Consider the following 20,758-nt stretch of genomic DNA (forward strand, 5'->3'; position numbering starts at 1 on the left):
GACCGACCTGGATCGAAGAATGACCGACCTGGATGGAGAAATGAACGGACCGCTCGTCTCGGTCATCGTGCCGAACTACAACTACGCGCGGGCGCTCGGGCTCTGCCTCGACGCGTTGCGCGCCCAGACCTATCCGCGGCTGGAACTGATCGTGGTCGACGACTGCAGCACCGACGACTCGGTCGCGGTCGCGCAGGCGTACGGCGCACGCGTGCTGCGTACGCCGACGAATTCCGGACCGGCGGCGGCCCGCAACCTCGGTGCGGCGAACGCCAACGGCGAGATCCTCTTCTTCGTCGACTCGGACGTCGCGGCAAAGCCGGACGCGGTCGCCAACGCCGTGGAACTGCTGAGCGCCGACCCGGAGATCGGCGCGGTCTGCGGCAACTACGATCCGGTACCGCTGGTCCGGGACAGCCTGCTGGAGGAGTACCGCTGCCTCCAGCAGTCGTACTGGCTGATCGCCGACGAGGGCCGGATCATGACGCTCTACACGGCGCTGCTGGCGATCCCGGCCCGGGTCTTCGCCGAGATCGGACCCTTCAACCCGCGGCTGCGGGAGACCGAGAACGCCGACTACGGCATGCGGCTCGCCCAGCGCTACCAGATCTGGCTCTCCCCGAAGGTGCGCGGCGTACACGACCACGACGCCGATCTCGGTGTGCTGGTGCGCAAGGTCTTCACCCGCACCGCCCTGCACATCCCGATGTTCGCCCGCCGGCCGGAGTTCCCCGGCGGGCTGAGCAGCGGCCCGCGCGCCTGGGTCAGCGTGGCCGCCCTGCTGACCGTGCTGACCCTGGTCCTTCCGGTGCTCTTCGGCGCGGCGTTCGTGGCGGTGCCGCTGGCCGCCCTCGCCGCCTGCCTCGCCGGGGACCGGCCGATGTACCGCTTCGTGCGCCGGGAACGTGGCATCCTGTTCCTCGGCTACTTCGCCGCCATGCACTTCCTGCTCAATCTGGTGATCGCGGTCGCCGCGCTGTCGGGGATGGCCGCCTGGCTCGCCTCGGGCCGGTTCCGGGGCCTCTACGACCGGCCGGAGGTGGCCACCCGATGACCCCAGACGGTGCCCGGTCCGGTGGCGGACCGCTTGTGTCGGTGATCGTGCCGAACTACAACTATGCCGAGTCGCTGGACCTGTGCCTGCGGTCGATCCTCGACCAGACGTACCCGGAGGTCGAGATCCTGATGGTCGACGACTGCTCGACCGACCACTCGGTCGCGGTGGCCGAGGCCCTGGGCGTACGGGTGGTGAGCACCGGGCGCAACGGCGGCTGCGGCCGGGCCCGCAACATCGGCGCCGCGCACACCAGCGGGGAGCTGATCTGCTACGTCGACTCCGACCTGGTGCTCGCCCCGGACGCGGTGGCGAACGCGGTACGGCTGATCCTCGCCGAGCCGGAGATCGGCGCGGTCTGCGGGATCGAGGACCCCGAGCCGCTGCTGCACGACACGGCGGTGGCCCGGTACCGTGGCCTGCAATATCACTACTGGTCGATAAGCTCGGAGGGCGACGTGTCGTTCCTCTTCCCGGCCGTCTGCCTGCTCCGCCGCCAGGTCTTCGAGGAGATCGGCCCGTTCAACCCGGAGCTGCGGCACACCGAGGAGGTCGACTACGGCTACCGGCTGACCCGGCGTTACCGCCTGGTGCTCACCTCCCGGGTACGCGGCCGGCACGACCACGACCACGAGCTGCGCGGCCTGCTCCGCAAGCTGTTCCACCGGGGCCGGCTGCGGATCCCGCTCTACGCCCGGGCCCGCCGGTTCGGGCAGGGCTTCGAGACCGCCGCCCGGGCCTGGGGCAGCCTGGCGGCGTTCGGGACGCTTCCCGCGCTGGCGCTGCCGCTACTGCTCGGCCCGTGGGGGCTGGTCGTCCCGGCCGGGCTGCTGGCCGCCTCGCTCGGCTGCGACGCCGGCATGTACGGCTTCGTCCGCCGCCGGCACGGCGTGCCGTTCCTGGTCTTCTTCGCCGGGCTGCACTTCCTGGTCAACGTCACGATCACCGCCGGGGTCGCCACCGGTACGCTGCAGTGGCTCGCCTCCGGCACGTTCCGCCGGCTCTACGACGCCTCGTTCCCGGTCGACCCGACCCCGCTGCAGGGCCCCGCATGACGGTCACCGCCGCCGGCGGCGGTACTCCACCGCCCGGCGGAGGATCGGCGACGACCGGCGCCCCAGCGCAACCGGAGCAACCGTCGCAACTGGAGCAGCCATCCACTCAGGAGCAGACTGCCCAAGGGCTCTCCGGGCGAGTGCTGCCCGGCCGGGAGAGGCCCGGCGCCGAGCGACCCGGTGGCACCGAGCGACCTGATGCCGAGCGACCTGATGCCGCGCGACTTCGTGCCGTGCGACCTGGTGGCACCGAGCGACCGGTTCCGGCCGCCGGGTCGCGGGCGGCGCCGGGTCGGGGCCGGCGTGGCTGGCGGTGGTGGCTCTACACAGGTCTGGTGGCCGCCGGGGCGCTCTGGCTCGCCTTCACCGTGGCGCATCTGGTGCTCAGTGGCCAGTGGTGGTTCTGGCTGGCGGTCGACGCGATCCCGCCGGTGGCCTTCGTCGGCGTACCGCTGCTGCTGGCCGGGGCCGCCGCGACGTGCCGGCGGTCGCGCCGGCCGGTCGCGCTGCTCTCCGCCGCGGCGCTGCTGCTCGGCGGCCAGCTCTCCGGGATCAACCTGCGCGGGCTCGGCGGCGGCGACGGCCCGCCCCCGCCCGACGCGGTCCGGGTCTTCAGCTGGAACACCGGGTACTGGGACGAGGGCGGCCAGACCGAGCGGATGTACGCCCTGCTCCGGGCCGCCGACGCCGACGTCTACCTGCTCCAGGAATACTGGTACGAACACTCCCCCGGCCCGACCGGGGCGGAGCTGGCCCGGCTGCGCGCCGAGTTTCCCGGCTTCGAGATCGCGGTCGCCGGCGAACTGGTGACGCTCTCCCGCTATCCGATCCTGCGCCGGATGCCGCTTGCGGCGCCGGGGATGCCACCGCCACCACCCTGGGCCTCGGCGAATCACTGGCTTTACAAGGTCCTCCGTACCGATCTGGACCTCGGGGCGGGCCGGACACTGTCGGTCTACAACCTGCATCTGCCGGTGCAGCTGGTCCCGGACCACAGCCCGCTCGGTGGCGACTTCTACCGGGTGATCCGGCAGCAGCACGCGCAGCGCGAGCCGCAGTGGCGGGCGCTGGCGGCGGACGTGGCGGCGAACCGGCATCCGATGCTGGTCGCCGGGGATCTGAACACCAGCCCGGCAATGGGCGACCTGGCCAAGCTGCCGGGTGGGCTGCGGGACGCGAGCTACGCGTCGTCGGCACGCTATCCCGCGACCTGGTCGGACACGCCCGGCTGGCCCCGGCTGTGGCGGCTGGACTGGGCGTTCGTCTCGGCGACGGTCCGGGTGCACTCCTACCGGTTCGGCGGCTCGACCGGCGGCGTCTCCGACCACCGGCCCCAGCGACTGGTGATCTCGACAGGTCAGCCGGGACCGTCGGGATCGGCGTCGAGGTAGCGGACACCGAGCCGGTCCAGCAACGGGCGTAGCTGGTAGATGTCGAGCCCGAGTACGCCGTCGGCGAGCTGGCGACGCCGCTCCTCCTCGGCGGCCTGGCGTGCGGCTCCGGCGGCGGCCACCTCGCGGGCCCGCTCCCGGGGCACCACCACGACCCCGTCGTCGTCGGCCACGATCACGTCGCCGGGGCGTATGCGGGCGCCGCCGAGCACGATCGGGACGTTCACCGAGCCAGGGCTCGCCTTGACGGTGCCCTGCGCGGAGACCGCCCGGGACCAGACCGGAAAGGCCATCCCGGTCAGCGCGGCGACGTCGCGGCACCCCGCGTCGATGACGAGCCCGAGGACGCCGCGGGCCCGCAGCGAGGTGGCCAGCAGCTCGCCGAAGGCCCCGTCGGTGCTGGGCGAGGTGAAGGCGACCACCAGCACGTCTCCCGGGCCGGTCTGCTCGACCGCCGCGTGGATCATCAGGTTGTCGCCCGGCGGGGCCGAGACGGTGACCGCCCGGCCGGCCACCCGGGCACCGGGATAGATGGGTCGGAGCAGGTGCCCGAGGAGGCCGGTCCGGCCCTGGGCCTCGTGCACCGTCGCCACGCCCTGCCGGCCGAGGTGCGCGACGGCGTCGGCCGGCGGTGCGGCGCTGCACCGGACGACGACGTGCCCGTGCGTGCGACCGGGTTCGTAGCGCTCGCCGGCCGTCACAGCAGTTCACCTCCGACCACCGGAAATATCCGCTGGAACGCCTCGGCGTGGGTGATCGACCGGTCGCCGCCGTTGCGCACCGCCTGCACCCCGCGCCGGAGACCGAGATCCGTGTAGTAGGCCACCAGGTGACTCTGGGCTCCCATGATCCGCATCGCCTCGATCTTGCGGTCGAAGACCGTGCTGACGTCCAGCAGCAGGTTCGGGACGAAGCCGCACTGCTCGGGCTGGTGCGGCTCGAACTGCAACACGTTCGGCGCACCGATCGGCCGGGTCTGCGGGTCGTGCCCGGCCGCCTGGGCGACCATGCGCGCCCGCAGCACGATCTCGTGCGCCAGAGAATGATCGAGGTTGTACGGGTCCCGCGCGGGATGAGTAATGATCACGGCCGGGTCGACCCGTCGGATGGTCGTGGTGACGTGGTCGTGCAGGTCGTCCGTCGCCCGCAGCGGGTAGTCCCCGGCGTCGAGGAACTCGATCTCGGCGCCGAGTATCTCCGCCGCCCGCCGCGCCTCGTCGCGTCTCGTCTCCTTGGCCCGTTCCAGGGTCATCCCGGGCTGCTTCCACAGCGCCTGTGACTCGCCCCGCTCGCCGAAGGTCAGGCAGAGCACGTGGACAGGCTGGCCACGGGAGGCGCTGAGCGCCAGGGCACCGCCGGCACGCCACACGAAATCGGCGGCATGCGCGCTGACCACGAGGACCGGCCCCCGCCCGACCGGAGACGCTGCCATCGACGATCCCTTCGGAGCGGTTCGGTGGGCGCGTTCGTGCGCCGCCGTAGGTGCACCGGCTCGGCGGCCGGCAGTGCGATCGTAGGTCGGGGCGCCGCTATTGCCAACAATATCGTCGACAATCTTACGGGCGGTCGGAGCTCGTCCCCGGAGGGTCGTGCTCACCCGCGCTCCGGGTGTCGGACAGCGCCCGCCGGAGTGACCGGGCCGGGCAGCGGGTCGGGTCGGCGGCCGGACCATGCCGCCGTGCGCGGCCCGAAGTCGGCGTGTACAGTAATGCCCCGTGCGGCGCTGCGGCGGACGCCAGGCGAGATCGTCGTCTTGGCGCTCGGTGGCGGCGGCATGCAGGTCCGGGTGGCGGAATGGCAGACGCGCTAGCTTGAGGTGCTAGTGCCCGTATAGGGCGTGGGGGTTCAAGTCCCCCCTCGGACACAGATTTTACGCATCGGTGCGCAATCCCTGTGTGGGTGTTCAAGTCCCCTTGAACACCCAGTTCACTGTATTTCATCACTGTCGGTAACCGCCGTGCAGGGGCGAAGGTGGTCGCGATGACCACGTCCGTGCCGCCGGTGGTTCCCAAGTCGATTCCCCGAGGTGCTACTGCCGACCCGGAGACACCGGGCCGCACTCGACAGCCACTTCCCGTGCCAGCCTCGGATGCCCAGTTCGCACGAGCGACCGACACCGTCTACGCCTTGAGCGCGGTCGACAAGCGCGGTCGGATCGGTGATCGCAGCATCGTCCAGGTACTTGGTTGGGCGCCGGGAACTCGCCTGGACATTCGCGAGCGGGCCGGGATCATCATGGTCCGCGCGGCCCTCGACGGCGTCCACCGCATCGACATTCGCGGCTACCTGGTCCTGCCGTTGGCGGTGCGTCGGTGGTGCCGGCTCACGGCCAGGGACCGGGTTCTGCTTGCCGCCGACCCCATCAACAGTGTGTTGGCGGCGCATCCCCTGGCGACGCTTGACCGGCTGCTGGCGGGCGCACACGAAGCCGTGGCAGGGGGTGAGGGGGCGTGAGTCAGAGCATCGCCGGCCGGCCCGAGTTGGAGGCCGCCCGGCTGCTGCTTGAGCGGATGGGCATCTCCCCCGCCGATCTGCTGGAGGTACGGCCGGCCCGTCCGCCGGCTCCGACGTTCGCCGAGTACGTGCCGGTCGTCGCCGCCGCGGTGTCGCCCGGCACCCGCCGGGCGTACGGCACCTACTGGAAGAAGGTGGTGCAGGCATGGGGTGACCGCCGCATCGACGAACCTCTCCCTTCCGAGATCGAGCAATTACGCGCCCAGGTGCAGGCCAACGTGGTGGCGCGACGCAACAACCGGGGCGGCCGGTCCGCGGCCGAGCACGTGGTGGCCGCGTTGCGCTGCCTGTACCGGCGGGCGGTGGCGGACGGGTATCTGGACGCGGCCGACAACCCGGCGTTGAAGGTGAACAAGCCGCGCCGCCTGCCCAGCACGCGGCGGGCGATCGGCGACGCCCGCCTATCGGAGATCAACGAGGTGGCGGTCAGCACCGGCGATGACCCGGGCCTGGACAGTTTGCTGATCCGGCTGCACACCGAGACCGCCTGCCGCCGCGCCGGGGCGCTGGCGCTGCGGCCACGGGATCTGGACACCGACGAGTGTCTGATCTTTCTGCGGGAGAAGGGCGGCACGTCCCGGTGGCAGCCGGTCTCCCCGACCCTGATGCGGCACCTGGTGGCGCACCATGCGGAACGGGGTGACGGCGACCGGGACGGTAGCCTGCTGCGCTACCGAGACGGTCGCCCGTTGACCTACCGTCGCTATGACCATCTATGGGCGCGAATCGGGCAGCACCTGCGGTGGGTGCACACCCAGCAGATCAGTACGCACTGGCTGCGGCACACCACGCTGACCTGGGTGGAGCGCACCCATGGTCATGCTGTGGCCCGCGCCTACGCTGGCCACACCGACGGCGGCGGGAGTGGAGCGACGGCCACTTATGTGCGGGCGACGCTGCAGGAGGTCGCGGCCGCGTTGGCTGCGTTGACCGGCGAGGACCATCCGCTCGCCCCGGAAGTCTAGATCGTTTGGTGGCCTCCCTCGGTCTCACGAGGGGGGCCACCGATTTCATCTAAGGGAACCGGCGCCGTCGTGTTCAGGAGCGGGCCAGCGTGGTGAGGTTCAGACGGAAGCGGAATTGTCCGTGGTTGGATGATCGTGTGCGCTGTTCTCGGATCTGGCCAAGGGGTGCGGCTCGCCGGTGAGCCGGGCCAGAGCGGTGGCGACCTCCTGGATTTCGGCGCGCACGTAGGTCATGGTCGTGCCGATGTCGTTTCTGCCGCTGTGTCCGGCGTAGGCGCGGGCCACCGCGTAGCTACAGGTGCGTTCGACCCAGGTCAGGGTGGTGTGACGCAGCCAGTGGGTGCTGACCTGCTGCGCCGCTACCCAGGGCAGGTGGGTGCCGACGCGGTGCCATAGATGGTCGTAGCGACGGTAGGTCAGCGGCCGACCATCGCGGTAGCGCAGCAGGCTGCCGTTGCGGTCGCCGTCGCCCCGCTCGGCGTGGTGTGCCAACAGGTGCCGCATCAGGGTCGGAGAGACCGGCTGCCAGCGGGACGTGCCGCCCTTCTCCCGTAGATAGATCAGGCATTGGTCCGGATCTAAATCTCGTGGACGCAGCGTCAGCGCCCCACCTCGGCGGCAGGCGGTCTCCAGGTGCAGCCGGATCAGCAGGCCGTCCAGGTGTGGGTCGTTGCCGGTGGTTGCCGCGATGTGGGTGATCGCGGCCAGTTGCGCCTCTGGGATGGCGCGGCGGGTGCTGGCCAGCCGGCGGGGCTTGGCGACCCTGGCTGCGGGGTTGTCAACCTCTCGGATCAGACCATCCATGACCGCGTGCCGGTAGATGCAGCGGATGGCGGCTATCAGGTGTTCGGCGGCGGTGCGGCCGCCGCGGGCGTTGCGGCGCACGACCACTGCGCTGCGGATCTCCTCGGCCAGCCGCTTGATCTCCAGCGGCGTCGGCTCGGTGATTCTCCGGGTGCCCCAATGCTGACGGATCCGTTGCCAGTACGAGTTGTAAACGCGGCGGGTACCTGGTGAGACGGCCTCGGCGACCTGAAAGATGTACTCGTCGAACGTCGGCACCTCCACGGGGGCTGCCGTCGTTTCGGCGAGCAGCTGTTCAGGGGTGATACCAAGCTGCTTCAGCAGGCTGCGTAGCGTCTCCAGCGCGGCGCGCTGTTCCATTGGCCCGATCATCGGCCGGCCTGGCTGTCGTCTGGCTGGCGGTAGCGGACGACCATGTCGTGCAGGGTGGCCATCGGAACTACCAGCAGCTCGTTTCGTCGCGGGTTCGCGGCGAGGAGCACTCGATCTTTGGCGGCGATGCGACACGCGCGCCGTACCGTCAGGGGAAGCCGTAGATGGCCACGCGGGTTGATGCGGACTGTACGACCGGTGCGGGCCACCACGATCGGGCCGCTCGGTCCAGGCTCAATCGCCAACTCGATCGGGTGCCCGGCAGCCCAACCCATAAACCTCAGCGCTGACCGATCGGCCAGCCGCCCATCGCGGTCGACGGGCGTGACCACGCAGCGGATCCCAGCGCCGTCCGCAGCGCCGGGTGGCTCGGGGATCGGCAGTCCCACCATGGGCCGCGGCTCCGGGCCCGTGCCCGTGCGTCGCAGGGAGGTCGGCCTGGTGCCTTCAAGCGATGTGTCCCCGGCATCGCACCAAGCGGTGGTCCGGTCTCTCGCCGGAGTGGTAGGGCCGAAGCCCGCGACCTGTGTTGGGTGGCTGCTGTGGCTACCGCAGGGTATGGCGCGTCGTGACGCGCCGCTCCCGACCTGTTGTGAGCCTCGGTCAGTCATGGTGATCTCCCGCGGCTCGGGGAGCGGGTCGATGTGGCAGATCGTTTCGCTTGTCAACCGGCGGCGACATTCGGGGCCTGCGGCACCGAGCGCGGCGTGTAGCGTGTCGCAGTCAGTCGTCACGACTCCTGCTGGTGTAGACCAGAAGGTCGACGCTGGAGCTCGGACCGTTGTCGCCGGTGAGCCAGTCCTGCCGCGCCGCCTCGACCTCAGACGGGTGGCGTAGTAGAGGAACTGTTCGCCGTCAACGGGTGCGGTGACCGCGACGATCTGCGAGACGTAGGTCAGGCCCGCGGCGCGGGCAGCCGGCAGGAGTTCGGCGAGGTACTCGGCATACGTCGTGCCGGGCTGACCCGGTGCCGCAGGACTGACGGCGAGGATGGTGTCGGCGGTCATGATGAGCCGGCAGGCGGCAAACAGATCAGTGACGCTGGCGGGCGTGCGGGTGGGGTGCGACGGTGGCCATCGCAGGACGACGAGGCTGACCGGGTCGGTGATCGTGTCGAGGTCGGCGACCGTGCTGGGATCGGCGATGGCCAGGTACGAGCGGTACGTGCGCGCGGTGGCGTGTTCCAGGTACGGGTCGCTGTCGAAGTCGACGACCGCGTCGCCGCGTCCGGTGTACACGAGGATGAGTCGCTGCGCCATGCGCGACGCGAGTCGGCTGCCGGCAGTGGCGGGTGCCGTGTCGTCACGGTTGTCGAGCCGCCAGACGGCGATCGGGACATCGCCACCTCCGAGAACGGTGACGTGTTCTCGTGCCTCCTGGTCGGACAGGTTGGGACGGACTACGCCGCTGGGCGTGGAGTGAGGCTTTGCAATCATGTGCGGGTGGCCCCCGCGCTGACTGGCCGTGTTCGCACCTACAAATGGCCCTGCCAGACCGGCACAGACCATCCGCTCATGTCGTCGCTTACCCAACAGAATCCCAACAGGTCGGGGCTTGTCGGGGCGGCACCCGCCCAACAGGTCGCGCCGCGACGCCCAACAGGTCGTCGGCGTCGACCCAACAGCCCTGACTGTTGGCAAGCATTCGCTGTTAGCCAACAGCGAAAGCCGCTCCTGCTTTGGCTACCCAACAGCAGGCATCGTGTGGCGGTCGACCAGACAGCAATCTCAGGGGGCAGCCACGCCGGAGCCGGGGTTAACTGGTCGAGGCGGCAGGCGTTGACTCGGTAACGCATCGCCGCGACCCAACAGGGATGACTGCGGTCCAACAGCGTATGGCCGCGCGAGCCCGTCGCTCCTGCCGACGGCGCGACTCAACATCTGGTCGCGGCGACCCAACAACGAGTGGCCCCCGACCCAACAGCAAGTCGCTGCTGCGGATGCGACCCAACAGCGACCCAACAGCGATGCGCTGTTGGGTCGCTGTTGGGTCGCGGGTCCACGCCGGACGTTGTGTTGGCCACCCAACAGCGGACGTTCGTGGGCAAGACACCGGAGCGAGAAACGGCCGGTGTCGGCGCCCCGGGGGATCGGGGCGCGGCCGGCCTGAGTGGCCGTGTTCGCCCCCAATCATCGATGGCTGGAAGGAGCGACGCTCCCACGGCCCTGCCCCGATCCCTGGTGCGCCACCTCAACCCCATTCCGAGCCCCGCACGCGGGGCGGGGAGGCGCCCGCCATGTTCCGCCGCAACGGTGGTCTGCGCCGTTTGGCCACTGGCGGCGACCCGATCGAGATCGAGAAGTCAACTCCGCCCTAAGAACGCCCTCCTCGGTTACGTGCTAGCGGTCCTCGCGCCGGTTCTGCACGCGATCGTGCAGGGCTGGATCGGGGGCTGACATGGACGACTGGTTCGTCAAGCAGCTGATCGGCTCCATCCTCCAGTGGTTCGCCGAAACGGAGTCCGGCGTACTGAACGCCTGTGGAACTGCTGTCGGCCACCGTGTCCGTCAGCCCTGACGTGACCACCCCGCCACAGGTCACCGCGTTCGCCAGCACGTCGCTGGGCCAGTGCGGTTCGGCGGGCAGTCGCCCGTGCGGTGGCAGGCACCGCCAGAAATCGATCGGCGAACCCCAGCTCGCCCGCGGAGCCGACAACCCCTCCGCGGCGACGATCCCGACTCGGTCGACCCAACAGCAACCCAACAAGACCCCCGCGTAATCCAACAGACGCATTCGGCAACGCCCGGATATGAGGCCGCTCATTCTCCAGACCGCTGTAGGCAGTACTCATACACCGTCGGCGGTAGGCAGCGAGGTTCCTCAGCGGCCCAGGGGAAGCCGCCGAGGAACCGCATCAGCGTACGCTCAGCCACCATCCGGTCACCAAAGTGGAATCCCAGGCGACACCGGTCCGGTCCCGCTCTGCCGCCCCGGCCAGGATGTGGTCCTCGCATCGGCCACCGACCCGGCCAGTGCCCGGGCGCCGTACTGCCGGGGCCAGGCCGACCACCCTCACCCAACAGCCCAGGTAGGAGCCGTCCTCTCCGCGAACAGCAAATCCCGACAGTTCCCTGAGGGGAACTCGCGGAGGGGGAACGGAGGTTGGTGATCTTTGCGGTGCCCCGGACGAACGTGAGGGGTCGTGCTCTCTACGACCACCCCTCGCCGTGCGCCCACTCACACCTGCATCGACATCTCGCACCGGCCACTGCCTCAACGCCCGATGGCCGTCGTCTCTTGGCCGCGGCTATCGGCGTGCTGGCCATCACCGGGCATCCTTGCGAGCCGAGGCGCCGACGCGCGGTCGCCCAGGTCGGACAGCCGAGGCCGCCGTCGCTCACTGGCGCTGGGCGGGCGCATTTGTAGGAATGGGTCCGGCGTGTGGACCGGCGCGTTGGACGATCACCTCGGTTAGCGTGCGGGGATGACTGTGCGGTCGTCCCGTCGTGGTGGTGTCGCTCGTTGGCGGGCGCCAGCGAAGCCTAGGCCGCCGTCGTCGCTGGACCTCGCAACCATGGAGGACCATGCTCTCGACGACGAGGCGACGTTCCGACGACTCGGCTTCTTTGATCTGGACATGTCGGCGCAGTCCGCAGATGGCGTCGAGTTCGCACAGTGTCGCTTCAGGGGCTCGGACCTGAGCGGTGGCCATCTCGACGGTGGGACCTTCACCGATTGCCTGTTCGAGCGTACGAACCTGGCGAACCTGCGGGCGGAGAAGTCGTCCATGCTCCGAGCGCGGTTGTCTGCCAGCCGGATGACGGGGCTGCACTGGATCAACGGGGCTGTGCGGGACGTGACGATCACGGCGTGCAGGCTCGACCTGTCCTCGTGGCGGTTCACGGACTTCGCCAGCGTCTTGTTCGAGGACTGCAACCTGACCCAGGCGGATTTTCAGAACGCGGATCTGAGCGGGGTACGGTTCACGAACTGCGACCTGACAGCGGCCCAGTTCTCGCAGGCAACCATGGCGGGTACGCGGTTCGCCAACTGCAACCTGGCTGGGATCGGCGGCGTGACGAGCATGAGCGGGGCCGTCATCGCCCATCAGGATCTCATTGCCTTGTCGTACACCCTGGCGGCAGCGCTGGATATTCATATCGAGGATGTCGGCGGCGAGTAGCGACGGTCACGCATCCTACGGACGCACGTCGGGGGCGTCTTTGCTGACGAGGTAGGGGCCGACCTGCATGTGTCGCAGCTCGGAACGGTCCAGAACGGCGAGCGCCTCGCCTGCGGTACGGACGATCGGGTGCCCGTGCAGGTTCAACGAGGTGTTGAGCAGAGCTGCGCGACCAGTGCGGCGTTGGTAGGCGGTGAGGATGCGGGCGAGGCCGGTGTCGGCGTCGTCGGGGACGATCTGCGGCCGGCAGGTGAGGTCGGCAGGGTGCAGGGCGGCGATCATCTCCGGCACCGCTGCCGGCTGGGCGGGAAAGGCCATCATCATGTACGGGCTGTCGATCCGTTTGGGGTTGTCGAGGTAGTCGTGCTGGCGGCTGGCGAGGATCGCGGGAGCGAACGGCATCCAGAAGTCGCGTTGCTTGACGAGGCGGTTGAGTACACGGGGTAGGTCCGCGTTGCCAGGGTCGGCGAGGATGGACCGGTTGCCGAGGGCGCGGGCGCCGAACTCCATGGGTCCTGCGCACCGGCCGACGATCTCTCCGCTGGCGAGGAGGTCGGCGACGGTCCCATCGATGTCGGACGGTCGTCGAACATTCCACTTGATGCCGCTGAGGGCCGCAGTGGCTTGTGCGTCGGTGACATCGTCGCCGAGGTAGCAATCGCCCAGCGGCTCAACTACGTCGTGACCGCCGACGTTCCTGCTAGTGAGGTAGAAGGCGCCGATGGGCAGGCTTTCGTCTCCGCAGGACGGGAACGCGGCGAACGTGCGGACCTCCGGTAGGGCGGCGATGCGCCCGTTGGCCTTGACGTTCATGAAGACGCCACCGCTGGCGAGGACGTCGGAAATGCTGGTGTGCGTGATGGCGGCGGCGGTCCAGGCGCACATCAGGTCTTCGGTGAAGCGTTGGAGGCCGGCGAAGACATCGTCGAACCGGTGCCGGTGGAGCTGGCGACGGATGGCCGGCCAGGACTGTTCCAGACTGACGCCCGTGTTGCGGACGAACCGGAGGCCGCTGGCGTCGAGGGTGAGGTAGCGGGCGTAGATGGCGGCGACCGCAGCGGCCCGTTCGGGGTTGGCGTAGGGCGCCATCCCCATGAGCTTGTATTCATCCTCGTGCGGGGTGAAGCCGTACGCGTGGGTGGTCCAGAAGTAGAGCAGGCCGACGGAGTTTCGTAGGTCGGTGCGGGCGATCTCGCGGTGTTGGCCGTTCTGCCAGAGGGAGACGGTGGCGCAGGCACCGTCTCCGAACCCGTCGCAGGTCAGTACCAGGTACCGGCTACGGGGGTTGGCGCGAAGGCCGTAGTAGGCGGTGGCGGCGTGGGTGAGGTGGTGGTCGGTGAAGGTGACGGGCGCGGTGATTCCCACGTCGGCCAGGTGTGCTCGGATCCGGTTCTGCACGGCCGGGGATTCGTCGGCGAGCAGCGCCATCTCCTGCTCTGCGCGGTCAGGGCGGACGTGGAAGGCCGCGAGTCGGCGAAGGAACTCCTCGCGGGGGCAGTGCTCGGTGGAGCCTGATCGGGATCCGTAGGCGACGTGGGTGATGTCTTCGGGCTTGGCACCGAGCCGGTCGAGGCAGGCGGTGACGGCCTGGGTCGGGAAGCCCATGTAGCCCTTGATGCCGGTCAGACGCTCTTCTTGGACGCAGTACAGCAGCCGTCCCGCGCTGCCGATGGCCGCGGCCGAGTTCGCGCCGGCGTAAAGGCCGAGAACGAGGTTCGTCATCGGGCGGCTCCGGTGGCGGTCGTGGTGGGGATGCCGAGGGCGGCGGTCAGCCATCGCCACTCCGCGATTTTCAGCTCGGCGAGGACCCTCAGATCGTCATCGCGGCTCTCCGATAGCCGTGGCAGGACGGGTGTCACGTTCTGGACGAACCAGGCGGCGAGCGCGTCGTAGAGGTCGGCGACGTCCGGTCTGGCGAAGCGGAAGGCACGACGGAACGGGGCGGCGTCAAGCAGGCCCGCGCCACGGATGTGCCGTTCGGCGACAGTACCGGGGATGACCAGGAGCCGGCTGCGGGCCATGAATTGCGGTATCCGGTGGCGGCCGAAGCGTTCGATGGCGGCGAGTTCCAGTCGTAGTCCTTCGATGGTCTGCCAGGGGTGCCAGAGGATGTAGCTGGCGACGGTGGTGATGCCAGCAACGTCCGCTGTCGGGGTACGGCTTGGAGTGCAGAGCTAGGTACAGCTGATCTTGCAGAGGTGCGCACTGTTTGTCCGTCGTCAGCGGGTGACTGAGGGTGAGGCTGCTCGGGTCGTGATCGGGCAGGCGTGGGGCGGCTGGCGGTGGGGGCGATGGATGAGCAGCGGTGGCTGGATGTGCGCCGGTTCCGGGCGTTGCACGAGGCTGGTGCGAGCGTCTCGGAGATTGCTCGTGAGACGGGCCTGAACTGGCGGACGGTGAAGAAGTACCTGGCTGCTGGTGGCGGTGAGGTGGTGCCGCCGGTTGCGGCGCGGCCGGCTCGTGGGCAGCTGATCGACGTGTTCGCGCATGTGGTCGATGCGTGGCTGCGGGCGGAGTTGCTGCTCAAGGGCACGGTGATCCACGAACGCCTTGTTGAGCAGTACGGGTTCACCGGCAACTACCAGCGGGTGAAGTTGTATCTGCAGCAGGCCCGGCCGCGGATCGCCGCGGAGCTGGGGATCAGCCCGGATCAGCTGGCCGGGCTGCACCGCCGGTTCGAGGTCGTTCCGGGTGCGCAGGCGCAGGTGGACTGGGGTGACGAGGGCGGCATCCTGGCTCACGTCGGGATCGCGAAGGTGTACTCGTTTCACATGGTGCTGTCGTACTCGCGGGATCCGTTCTGCTGCTTCACCACCAGCCAGGACCTGGCCGCGTTCTGGGAGTGTCACCGGCGGGCGTTCGCGCACTTCGGCGGCGTTCCCGGGACGATCGTCTACGACCGGACCAAGACCGTGGTCCGCCGGCACGTCGCCCCGGGCCAGGCGGTTCCGCTGCACCCGGAGGCGGTCGCGTTCGCCGGGCACTACGACTTCGACATCGATGTGCTGGCCGCCTACCGGCCGACTGGCAAAGGGCGGGTCGAACGGCAGGTCACCATCGTCCGTGATCATGTCCTGGCCGGGCGGGCGTTTGCGTCGCTGGCCGAGCTCGACGCCACGTTCGTGGCCTGGGTTCCGCAGCGGCGGGCCGTGCGGCATCGCACCCACGGCGAGATCATCGGCGTGCGGGCGGTCCGTGACCACGCCGCGCTGCGACCGATCCCGGCCAGGGCGTATGTGGTCGCCGACCGGCATCTGCGGCACGTCGGCAAGGACTGCCTGGTCGCCTACGCCGGCAACCTCTACTCCGTGCCGGCCCGCCGGGTCCGCCACCGCCAGCTCGTGGAGATCCGGGCGACCGCCGCCACCATCACCATCCACGCCACCGTGCCCGGTCTGGACGGCGCCACGTTGCTGGCCACACACCAGCGGGCCGTGGGCCGCGGCGCCCGCGTCGTCGACGAAGCCCACTGGGACGGTCTGCCCGACGGACACACCCGTGCCGTCACCGCCGGCGACCCCGACGGTGGGCAGCCAACCACACGCCGACCGGCCCGCCATGCAAGCGGCCAGGGGCCGCTGCAAGCCCTGCTCAACCGGGCCGCCGCCGCCCAGGTCGCCGTCGAGGCCCGCCCGCTGTCGGTCTATGAACAGATCGCTGCCGCCAGCCCGTTCACCAACCGCCCACACCTGAAGGACGTCTCGAAGTGAGTGAGCTGGTCACCAACCGCATCCACGCCAGCGCCACCAAACTCGGCCTGCCTCACCTGGCCAAGACGCTGCGGGAACTCACCGGCCGGGCCGACACCGAGGCCATGGGCTACCTGGAGTTCCTCGACCTCGTCCTGGAAGAGGAACTCGCCGTCCGCGACGAACGCCGCTTCCGCGCCGGGCTGCGCCTGTCGAAGCTGCCGCACCACAAGACCCTCGACGACTACGACTTCAGCTTCCAACCCGATCTGGACCCCCGCAAAGTCCGTGACCTCGCCACCCTCGCGTTCGTGCAGGCCAAAGCCAACGTCGCTCTCCTCGGCCCACCCGGTGTCGGCAAGACCCACATCGCGGTGTCCCTCGCGGTCGCCGCCTGCCGAGCCGGGTTCACCGTCTACTTCACCACCCTCGACGACATGGTCCGCCACCTCACCGCCGCCGACGCGATCGGCCGACTGGCCCGCAAGCTGCAGACCTACCTACGCCCCACCGTCCTGGTCATCGACGAAGTAGGCTACCAACCCCTCGAACGACCCGAGGCCAACCTCGTCTTCCAAGTGATCTCGAAACGCTACGAGAAGGGCTCCACCCTGCTCACCTCGAACAAAGGCTTCGGCGAATGGGGCCAAGTCTTCGGCGACGAGGTCCTGGCCACCGCCATCCTCGACCGGCTCCTGCACCACTGCGACGTCGTCCCCATCAACGGCCCCAGCTACCGACTCAAGAACCGCCTCACCGCCATCGAGAACGTCGCCTGATGCCCACCCCGACCAACCCGGACGACCCCGCGACCACCAACGACACCCACCACCGCAACCTGCTGCAACTCCTGCTCCAGATCTGCGAGGACTTCCTCACCCACACCGGCCCGGCAACCCACCACGAGGTCGACATCCTCCTACGCGCCCGCGGCATCACCGGCGGACCCGGATGGCTGATCGACATGCTCGGCCTCACCCGCCTACACCTGCAAGACGCAACCCACCGTGACGAACAAGGCGCCCACCACGACACCTGACCTCTGCAAGATCAGCCGTACTCACCTCTGCACTCCAACGAGTACCCCGACATCCGCCGCCCCCACCACTTCATGGAGGTGACCGACATCTTGGCGTTTGCCGTACAGGCGGTGCAGCGTGTCGGGGTTGAAGGATTCGGCGCCGATCAGGATGACGTCGACACCGGCCGCCGCGAGCACGGTCAAGATGTCCGGGTCGAGGGTTTCGCTGCGGATGTTGAGGCTGATTCGCAGCCGCCCGGCCAGGCCACGCTGGTGTAGTTCGTCGAGCAGCTCGGCTGCGCGTTGGGCGCAGGCGGCGCGGGTGCCGCCGAAGTCGGTATCGGCGAACGCGAACCGGGTCGCGCCGGTCAGGTGATGCAGGTGTGCGATGTCGGCGACCGCCGCCGTCATCGGCAGCCGGGTCCAGCCGCCGCCGAGGTCGGCGTTGTAGGCGCAGAAGGTGCACCGGCTGCGGCAGCCCCGGCTGGCGCTGACCGACACCACCGCGTCGGGCTGGTAGGGCACGTCCGCGTCGGTGAGTGCGGTCAGCGGGGTGTGGCCGGTCAACTGGGCTGCGGCGTCGGCCATCACGGCGGCGACTGTAGCGTTCTTGATCGCCATCGGATGCTGACCGAGGCTGATGGTGTGGTCGACGGCCTGGTGGTGGCGCAGCTCGGTGGAGGCGCTGGTTGCCAGAGGACCGAAGCCGACGACCGGGATCTGGTGTCGGGCCCGGGTCGCGGCCAACTCGTCGGCGATGCTGCGTAGTCGTGGCCCGTAGGCGTCGGAGGTCCACAGGTGGACCAGCAGCACGTCGAACGGCCCCTGGTCGGCGATCACGTCATCGAGGGCGGTGGCGCGGCGGGTGCGGTAGTAGGCGTCGAGTAGCGTGCTGTGGTGGCCGGCGGCTCGCAGGTGAGCGTGCAGGGCGAGGGCTTCCCCGTCGACGTGGCGCTGTTTGAAGTGCAGCTCGGACAGGGCGGGCGCGTACAGCAGCACCCGCGCCCGGGTACTCGGGGTCGGCTGGGTCAGCATTCGCAGCGCCGGCACGGGGTCGGCACCTCCCCTCGGAAGGCGGCCAGGATCGGCGAGGCGAACCAGACCTGATCCAGGTCGTCGGTGAGCAGGCTGCCGCACCGCTGGGCAGGATTCTCGACACCGAAGATGCAGGGGTATATATCGGCGCGTTGGTCGACGGCGAAGCCGACCGACCCGTTGCCGCAGGGTTGCCCGGGGTTGACGGTCTCGATCTCGACCCGGTGCGCGTCGGCCAGGCGGGCACACTCGGCGCGCAGTTCGTCCATGATCTCGGAGTCGGAGAGTGTCAGGTCACGGCTGGAGCGTCCGACGGGCTTCTGCGGAAAGAACTTGAACCGGCGGCACCCGTGCGCGATGCCGACCTGGACGACCTGCTCCAGCTCACCGATGTTGATCTTGTTGACGACGGTGTTGATGACCACGTCGCAGAACTCGCTGATCCGGTCGATCCCCGTCAGGGTGCGGGCGAAGGAGCCGGGGGCGCCGCGGATCAGCTCATGGGTGGCCGGCGTGCCGCCGTCGAGGGAGACCTGCACGCTGCCGATGCGCAACCGGCGTAGCCGGGCGATGACGCGTTCGGACAGGACGGTCGCGTTGGTGCTGACCCCGAACCCCATCCCCCGGCCCAGGATCTCTTCGGCGATGGCGAAGAACCCGTCACGCAGGAGGCTTTCGCCGCCGGTGACGTAGATGTCGAGCACGCCGTAGTCGTCGAGCTTGCCTACCAGTGACAACCACGTCGGCACATCGAGGAGGAAGTCGTCAGCTTGCGGTCCGCCGGAGCAGTAGCAGTGCAGGCAGCGCTGGTTGCAGCGGGTAAACGGCTGCAGATGAACCCACAGCGGTTTCAGCACCGGCACGGTGGGGGTCTGGGCGGCGATCCGCGACGCGACCGCGTCGATGGCGTCCGTGTCGACCGGCATGGCCGGGCCGTCGACCGGCACGAGGATGCCTTGGGCGAGCAGTTCGGTGGCGTGGTGCGCCCACGCGGTCAGGTCGATACCCAGGCGGGACTGGGCGTGTGTCGCCTCGGCTTCGCCGAGTTCGGTCGGGCGCGGGGTCTGGTGGAGCAGGGTGAGCGCCGTTGCGGCGGGAGGCAGTCGGTGGATGCGACGTGGGTGGGTGTTCCAGGCCAGGGCGCCGAAGTGTTCGTGACGCAGCCGAAGACCGGTGGCGGTGCTCACTGCGAGTGGGACCTGCGGTGGCGCTGGCATGGGAGACCTCCGGAAATCGGGTGCTGGGCGCCAGGGCGCCGGGCGCGTCAGGGGATGCGCGTCCGGCGCCCCGGCTGTCAGGAACGTTGTGTGTCAGCCCGGCTCCGGGACCAAGCCGGGCGGGTGGGTCAGGGCAGCCGCTCGGTCGTGGCGACCGTGCCCGAGTAGGTGCGGTGGCCCAGCGACAGGGACGCGTCCGCCACCGTGGCGAAGCTCGTCACCGCGTCCGAGGGCCCCTCGGTTGCGCTCGTCGCGGTCGGGACGGTGCCGCGCCCGAACTGTGACGCCGTCTCGGTCACGCCCGCGTGGGCCGGGTAACCTGGTGCCATGTCATCCTCCTCCGGTTCTTGAAATCTGACGGGGTGGTCGCCCCGCCATATCCATTAACACGTCTTTGCGGCCTCGGCGCTAGGGATGCGATTCGCACAAATACACAGGATGATTGTTGTGCGATTGGATTTGCCGGGCGCGTTCCGACAAAAGACAGCGACTCCCCACGCAAGGCAAGCTGGCGCCTCACGGACAACTATTGACTGCGGGCACGCCGGACTCGTCGACGCCTGCCGTCGCTGGCCTCCCGCATTTTGTCAACCACAGGCCACAGGTTCAGTAACTCACCCCCCGCCCCCAACACGTCGTCGCACCGTCGAGCAAGCTCCTGGGTGGGCCATCGCTCGGCGCGCTCCACCGCTCCGACAATTTCCGGGCTGTGGCGGATCAATCGCGCAAGAGCGTTCTGTGACAGCCTCTTGCGCACCCGAAGATCACGCAGACGAGCGCCGAAACGGTCGCGCGGCGATCGTTCCGGTGTCAATGCCTTCAACGGTCGCGCCATCGTCATCTTTCCTGCCGAAACGGCCACTAAGGTACGGCCGCTTGATTCGTTTCCTGCTCAGCAATCCTCGCCGCCCTCCACCGCCGGCACTGGTCGCCACATCAGGCAGATTCGGCTTCCGTTGGGGACCGTGACGGCACAGGTTGGGCTGTAGCCGAGTGCCCGGTAGAACTCGCGGGCGGAGTTCGTCGCAGCATCCGCGTACGTCGGGACCTCGGCCCTGTCGAGCCTCGCCAGATGGTGTTGCACCAGCAGCCGACCGATTCCGCGTCCTCTTAGGCCAGGAGTCACTGCGACGAACGCCAAGTGCTCGTAGCCGGCAGGCTCTCGGTACATGTCGAGTTGCTTGCCCAGCACCGCGAACCGGTGACTGCTGCTGCCAGCGACAGCGAGAAGCCTTGACTCGTAATCCAGCGGAGGAGGCAGGGGTCGATGACGGTCGAACCACACAGCGACAGCGGTGCCATCACGTAAGACCTCGACCGTGCCATAGAACAAGGCGTGCTCGACGTGTATGCGGGCGACCTCTCCGAGGATCGTTCGCCGTTCCCTGCGGTTAGGAACGAGCCACGCCGCCTGATCAAGATCACACCACGCGTCGGCGATGATCCGGGCAACGGCGTCCACATCCGCCGCCTCAGCATGCACGAATCCTGGGGGGTCGCTCACCGCCGCCGTGCCTC

Annotated in this window: 20 protein-coding genes and 1 tRNA gene; 10 read left to right on the plus strand and 11 right to left on the minus strand. The window is 69.2% G+C overall.

Translation table 11 applies throughout. The features are described from left to right. Positions 1 to 40 precede the first annotated feature (40 nt). The 3 genes from ACN27G_RS14885 to ACN27G_RS14895 all read left to right on the plus strand — a co-directional run bounded on the left by ACN27G_RS14885 (position 41) and on the right by ACN27G_RS14895 (position 3,500). The gene (locus ACN27G_RS14885) at positions 41 to 1,054 is read left to right on the plus strand and encodes a glycosyltransferase family 2 protein (RefSeq protein WP_421493411.1); all 1,014 of its coding nucleotides are present in this window, start codon (positions 41 to 43) and stop codon (positions 1,052 to 1,054) included. Next, positions 1,051 to 2,109 (plus strand): glycosyltransferase family 2 protein, encoded by a 1,059-nt coding sequence (locus tag ACN27G_RS14890; RefSeq protein ID WP_421493412.1) that lies wholly within the window; start codon positions 1,051 to 1,053, stop codon positions 2,107 to 2,109. The genes ACN27G_RS14885 and ACN27G_RS14890 overlap by 4 nt, the downstream gene beginning before the upstream one ends. 335 nt (positions 2,110 to 2,444) lie before the next feature. Next, positions 2,445 to 3,500 (plus strand): endonuclease/exonuclease/phosphatase family protein, encoded by a 1,056-nt coding sequence (locus ACN27G_RS14895; protein ID WP_421493413.1) that lies wholly within the window; start codon positions 2,445 to 2,447, stop codon positions 3,498 to 3,500. Here the strand turns inward: ACN27G_RS14895 and ACN27G_RS14900 are convergent. Further along, positions 3,467 to 4,201, minus strand: a complete 735-nt coding sequence (locus tag ACN27G_RS14900; protein ID WP_421493414.1) for a 4-carboxy-4-hydroxy-2-oxoadipate aldolase/oxaloacetate decarboxylase — start codon at positions 4,199 to 4,201, stop codon at positions 3,467 to 3,469. The two genes, ACN27G_RS14895 and ACN27G_RS14900, sit on opposite strands and share 34 nt — an antisense overlap. Further along, positions 4,198 to 4,932 (minus strand): PIG-L deacetylase family protein, encoded by a 735-nt coding sequence (locus tag ACN27G_RS14905; RefSeq protein ID WP_421493415.1) that lies wholly within the window; start codon positions 4,930 to 4,932, stop codon positions 4,198 to 4,200. The genes ACN27G_RS14900 and ACN27G_RS14905 overlap by 4 nt, the downstream gene beginning before the upstream one ends. A 348-nt stretch (positions 4,933 to 5,280) precedes the next feature. Between ACN27G_RS14905 and ACN27G_RS14910 the strand changes: the two genes are divergently transcribed. From ACN27G_RS14910 to ACN27G_RS14920, 3 genes are all read left to right on the plus strand, one after another. Further along, positions 5,281 to 5,364: transfer RNA gene (locus tag ACN27G_RS14910), tRNA-Leu, on the plus strand. A gap of 263 nt (positions 5,365 to 5,627) precedes the next feature. Continuing rightward, positions 5,628 to 5,954, plus strand: coding sequence for an AbrB/MazE/SpoVT family DNA-binding domain-containing protein (locus tag ACN27G_RS14915; RefSeq protein ID WP_278062168.1), 327 nt, complete (start codon positions 5,628 to 5,630; stop codon positions 5,952 to 5,954). Beyond that, on the plus strand, positions 5,951 to 6,979 hold the full coding sequence (locus tag ACN27G_RS14920; RefSeq protein ID WP_421493416.1) for a site-specific integrase: 1,029 nt from the start codon (positions 5,951 to 5,953) through the stop codon (positions 6,977 to 6,979). Before ACN27G_RS14915 ends, ACN27G_RS14920 begins: the two co-directional genes overlap by 4 nt. 99 nt (positions 6,980 to 7,078) lie before the next feature. Here ACN27G_RS14920 and ACN27G_RS14925 read toward each other — a convergent pair whose 3' ends face one another. Both ACN27G_RS14925 and ACN27G_RS14930 read right to left on the minus strand, forming a co-directional pair. Beyond that, positions 7,079 to 8,143, minus strand: a complete 1,065-nt coding sequence (locus ACN27G_RS14925) for a tyrosine-type recombinase/integrase (protein ID WP_421493417.1) — start codon at positions 8,141 to 8,143, stop codon at positions 7,079 to 7,081. Positions 8,144 to 8,151: 8 nt separating this feature from the next. After that, a complete protein-coding gene (locus tag ACN27G_RS14930; RefSeq protein ID WP_421493418.1) occupies positions 8,152 to 9,591 on the minus strand; it encodes a hypothetical protein in 1,440 nt (479 codons plus the stop codon). Positions 9,592 to 11,669: 2,078 nt separating this feature from the next. Between ACN27G_RS14930 and ACN27G_RS14935 the strand changes: the two genes are divergently transcribed. Beyond that, the gene (locus ACN27G_RS14935; protein WP_421493419.1) at positions 11,670 to 12,278 is read left to right on the plus strand and encodes a pentapeptide repeat-containing protein; all 609 of its coding nucleotides are present in this window, start codon (positions 11,670 to 11,672) and stop codon (positions 12,276 to 12,278) included. 15 nt (positions 12,279 to 12,293) lie between these two features. On the opposite strand, the gene ACN27G_RS14940 is transcribed toward ACN27G_RS14935, so the two are convergent. Further along, the gene (locus ACN27G_RS14940) at positions 12,294 to 14,000 is read right to left on the minus strand and encodes a carbamoyltransferase C-terminal domain-containing protein (protein WP_421493420.1); all 1,707 of its coding nucleotides are present in this window, start codon (positions 13,998 to 14,000) and stop codon (positions 12,294 to 12,296) included. After that, positions 13,997 to 14,299: a hypothetical protein gene (locus ACN27G_RS14945; RefSeq protein ID WP_421493421.1), complete on the minus strand. Its 303-nt coding sequence runs from the start codon at positions 14,297 to 14,299 to the stop codon at positions 13,997 to 13,999. Before ACN27G_RS14945 ends, ACN27G_RS14940 begins: the two co-directional genes overlap by 4 nt. 270 nt (positions 14,300 to 14,569) lie before the next feature. On the opposite strand from ACN27G_RS14945, the gene istA reads away from it, so the two are divergent. Genes istA through ACN27G_RS14960 form a run of 3 tightly spaced genes read left to right on the plus strand, consistent with a single transcriptional unit; the run spans position 14,570 to position 17,006 of the window. Then, a complete protein-coding gene (gene istA / locus ACN27G_RS14950) occupies positions 14,570 to 15,988 on the plus strand; it encodes an IS21 family transposase (RefSeq protein WP_421493422.1) in 1,419 nt (472 codons plus the stop codon). Next, on the plus strand, positions 15,985 to 16,746 hold the full coding sequence (gene istB / locus ACN27G_RS14955; RefSeq protein WP_013289162.1) for an IS21-like element helper ATPase IstB: 762 nt from the start codon (positions 15,985 to 15,987) through the stop codon (positions 16,744 to 16,746). Before istA ends, istB begins: the two co-directional genes overlap by 4 nt. Beyond that, positions 16,746 to 17,006, plus strand: a complete 261-nt coding sequence (locus ACN27G_RS14960) for a hypothetical protein (protein WP_421493423.1) — start codon at positions 16,746 to 16,748, stop codon at positions 17,004 to 17,006. Before istB ends, ACN27G_RS14960 begins: the two co-directional genes overlap by 1 nt. A 21-nt stretch (positions 17,007 to 17,027) precedes the next feature. Here the strand turns inward: ACN27G_RS14960 and ACN27G_RS14965 are convergent, their stop codons facing one another. The 5 genes from ACN27G_RS14965 to ACN27G_RS14985 all read right to left on the minus strand — a co-directional run bounded on the left by ACN27G_RS14965 (position 17,028) and on the right by ACN27G_RS14985 (position 20,744). Beyond that, positions 17,028 to 18,038, minus strand: coding sequence for a B12-binding domain-containing radical SAM protein (locus ACN27G_RS14965; RefSeq protein WP_421493424.1), 1,011 nt, complete (start codon positions 18,036 to 18,038; stop codon positions 17,028 to 17,030). After that, positions 18,017 to 19,210, minus strand: coding sequence for a radical SAM/SPASM domain-containing protein (locus ACN27G_RS14970; RefSeq protein ID WP_421493425.1), 1,194 nt, complete (start codon positions 19,208 to 19,210; stop codon positions 18,017 to 18,019). The genes ACN27G_RS14965 and ACN27G_RS14970 overlap by 22 nt, the downstream gene beginning before the upstream one ends. Before the next feature lie 158 nt (positions 19,211 to 19,368). Further along, entirely contained in the window at positions 19,369 to 19,569 is a 201-nt protein-coding gene (locus ACN27G_RS14975) for a hypothetical protein (RefSeq protein ID WP_421493426.1), read from the minus strand. Between the two features lie 197 nt (positions 19,570 to 19,766). Next, positions 19,767 to 20,081 carry a helix-turn-helix transcriptional regulator gene (locus tag ACN27G_RS14980; protein WP_421493427.1) on the minus strand — a complete coding sequence of 105 codons (315 nt, stop codon included), beginning with the start codon at positions 20,079 to 20,081 and terminating at the stop codon, positions 19,767 to 19,769. A 51-nt stretch (positions 20,082 to 20,132) separates the two neighbouring features. Further along, on the minus strand, positions 20,133 to 20,744 hold the full coding sequence (locus ACN27G_RS14985) for a GNAT family N-acetyltransferase (protein ID WP_421493428.1): 612 nt from the start codon (positions 20,742 to 20,744) through the stop codon (positions 20,133 to 20,135). Positions 20,745 to 20,758 lie beyond the last annotated feature (14 nt).

The organism is Plantactinospora sp. WMMB334 (genome assembly GCF_049179095.1).
In the GTDB taxonomy this organism is placed as follows: Bacteria; Actinomycetota; Actinomycetes; order Mycobacteriales; family Micromonosporaceae; genus Plantactinospora.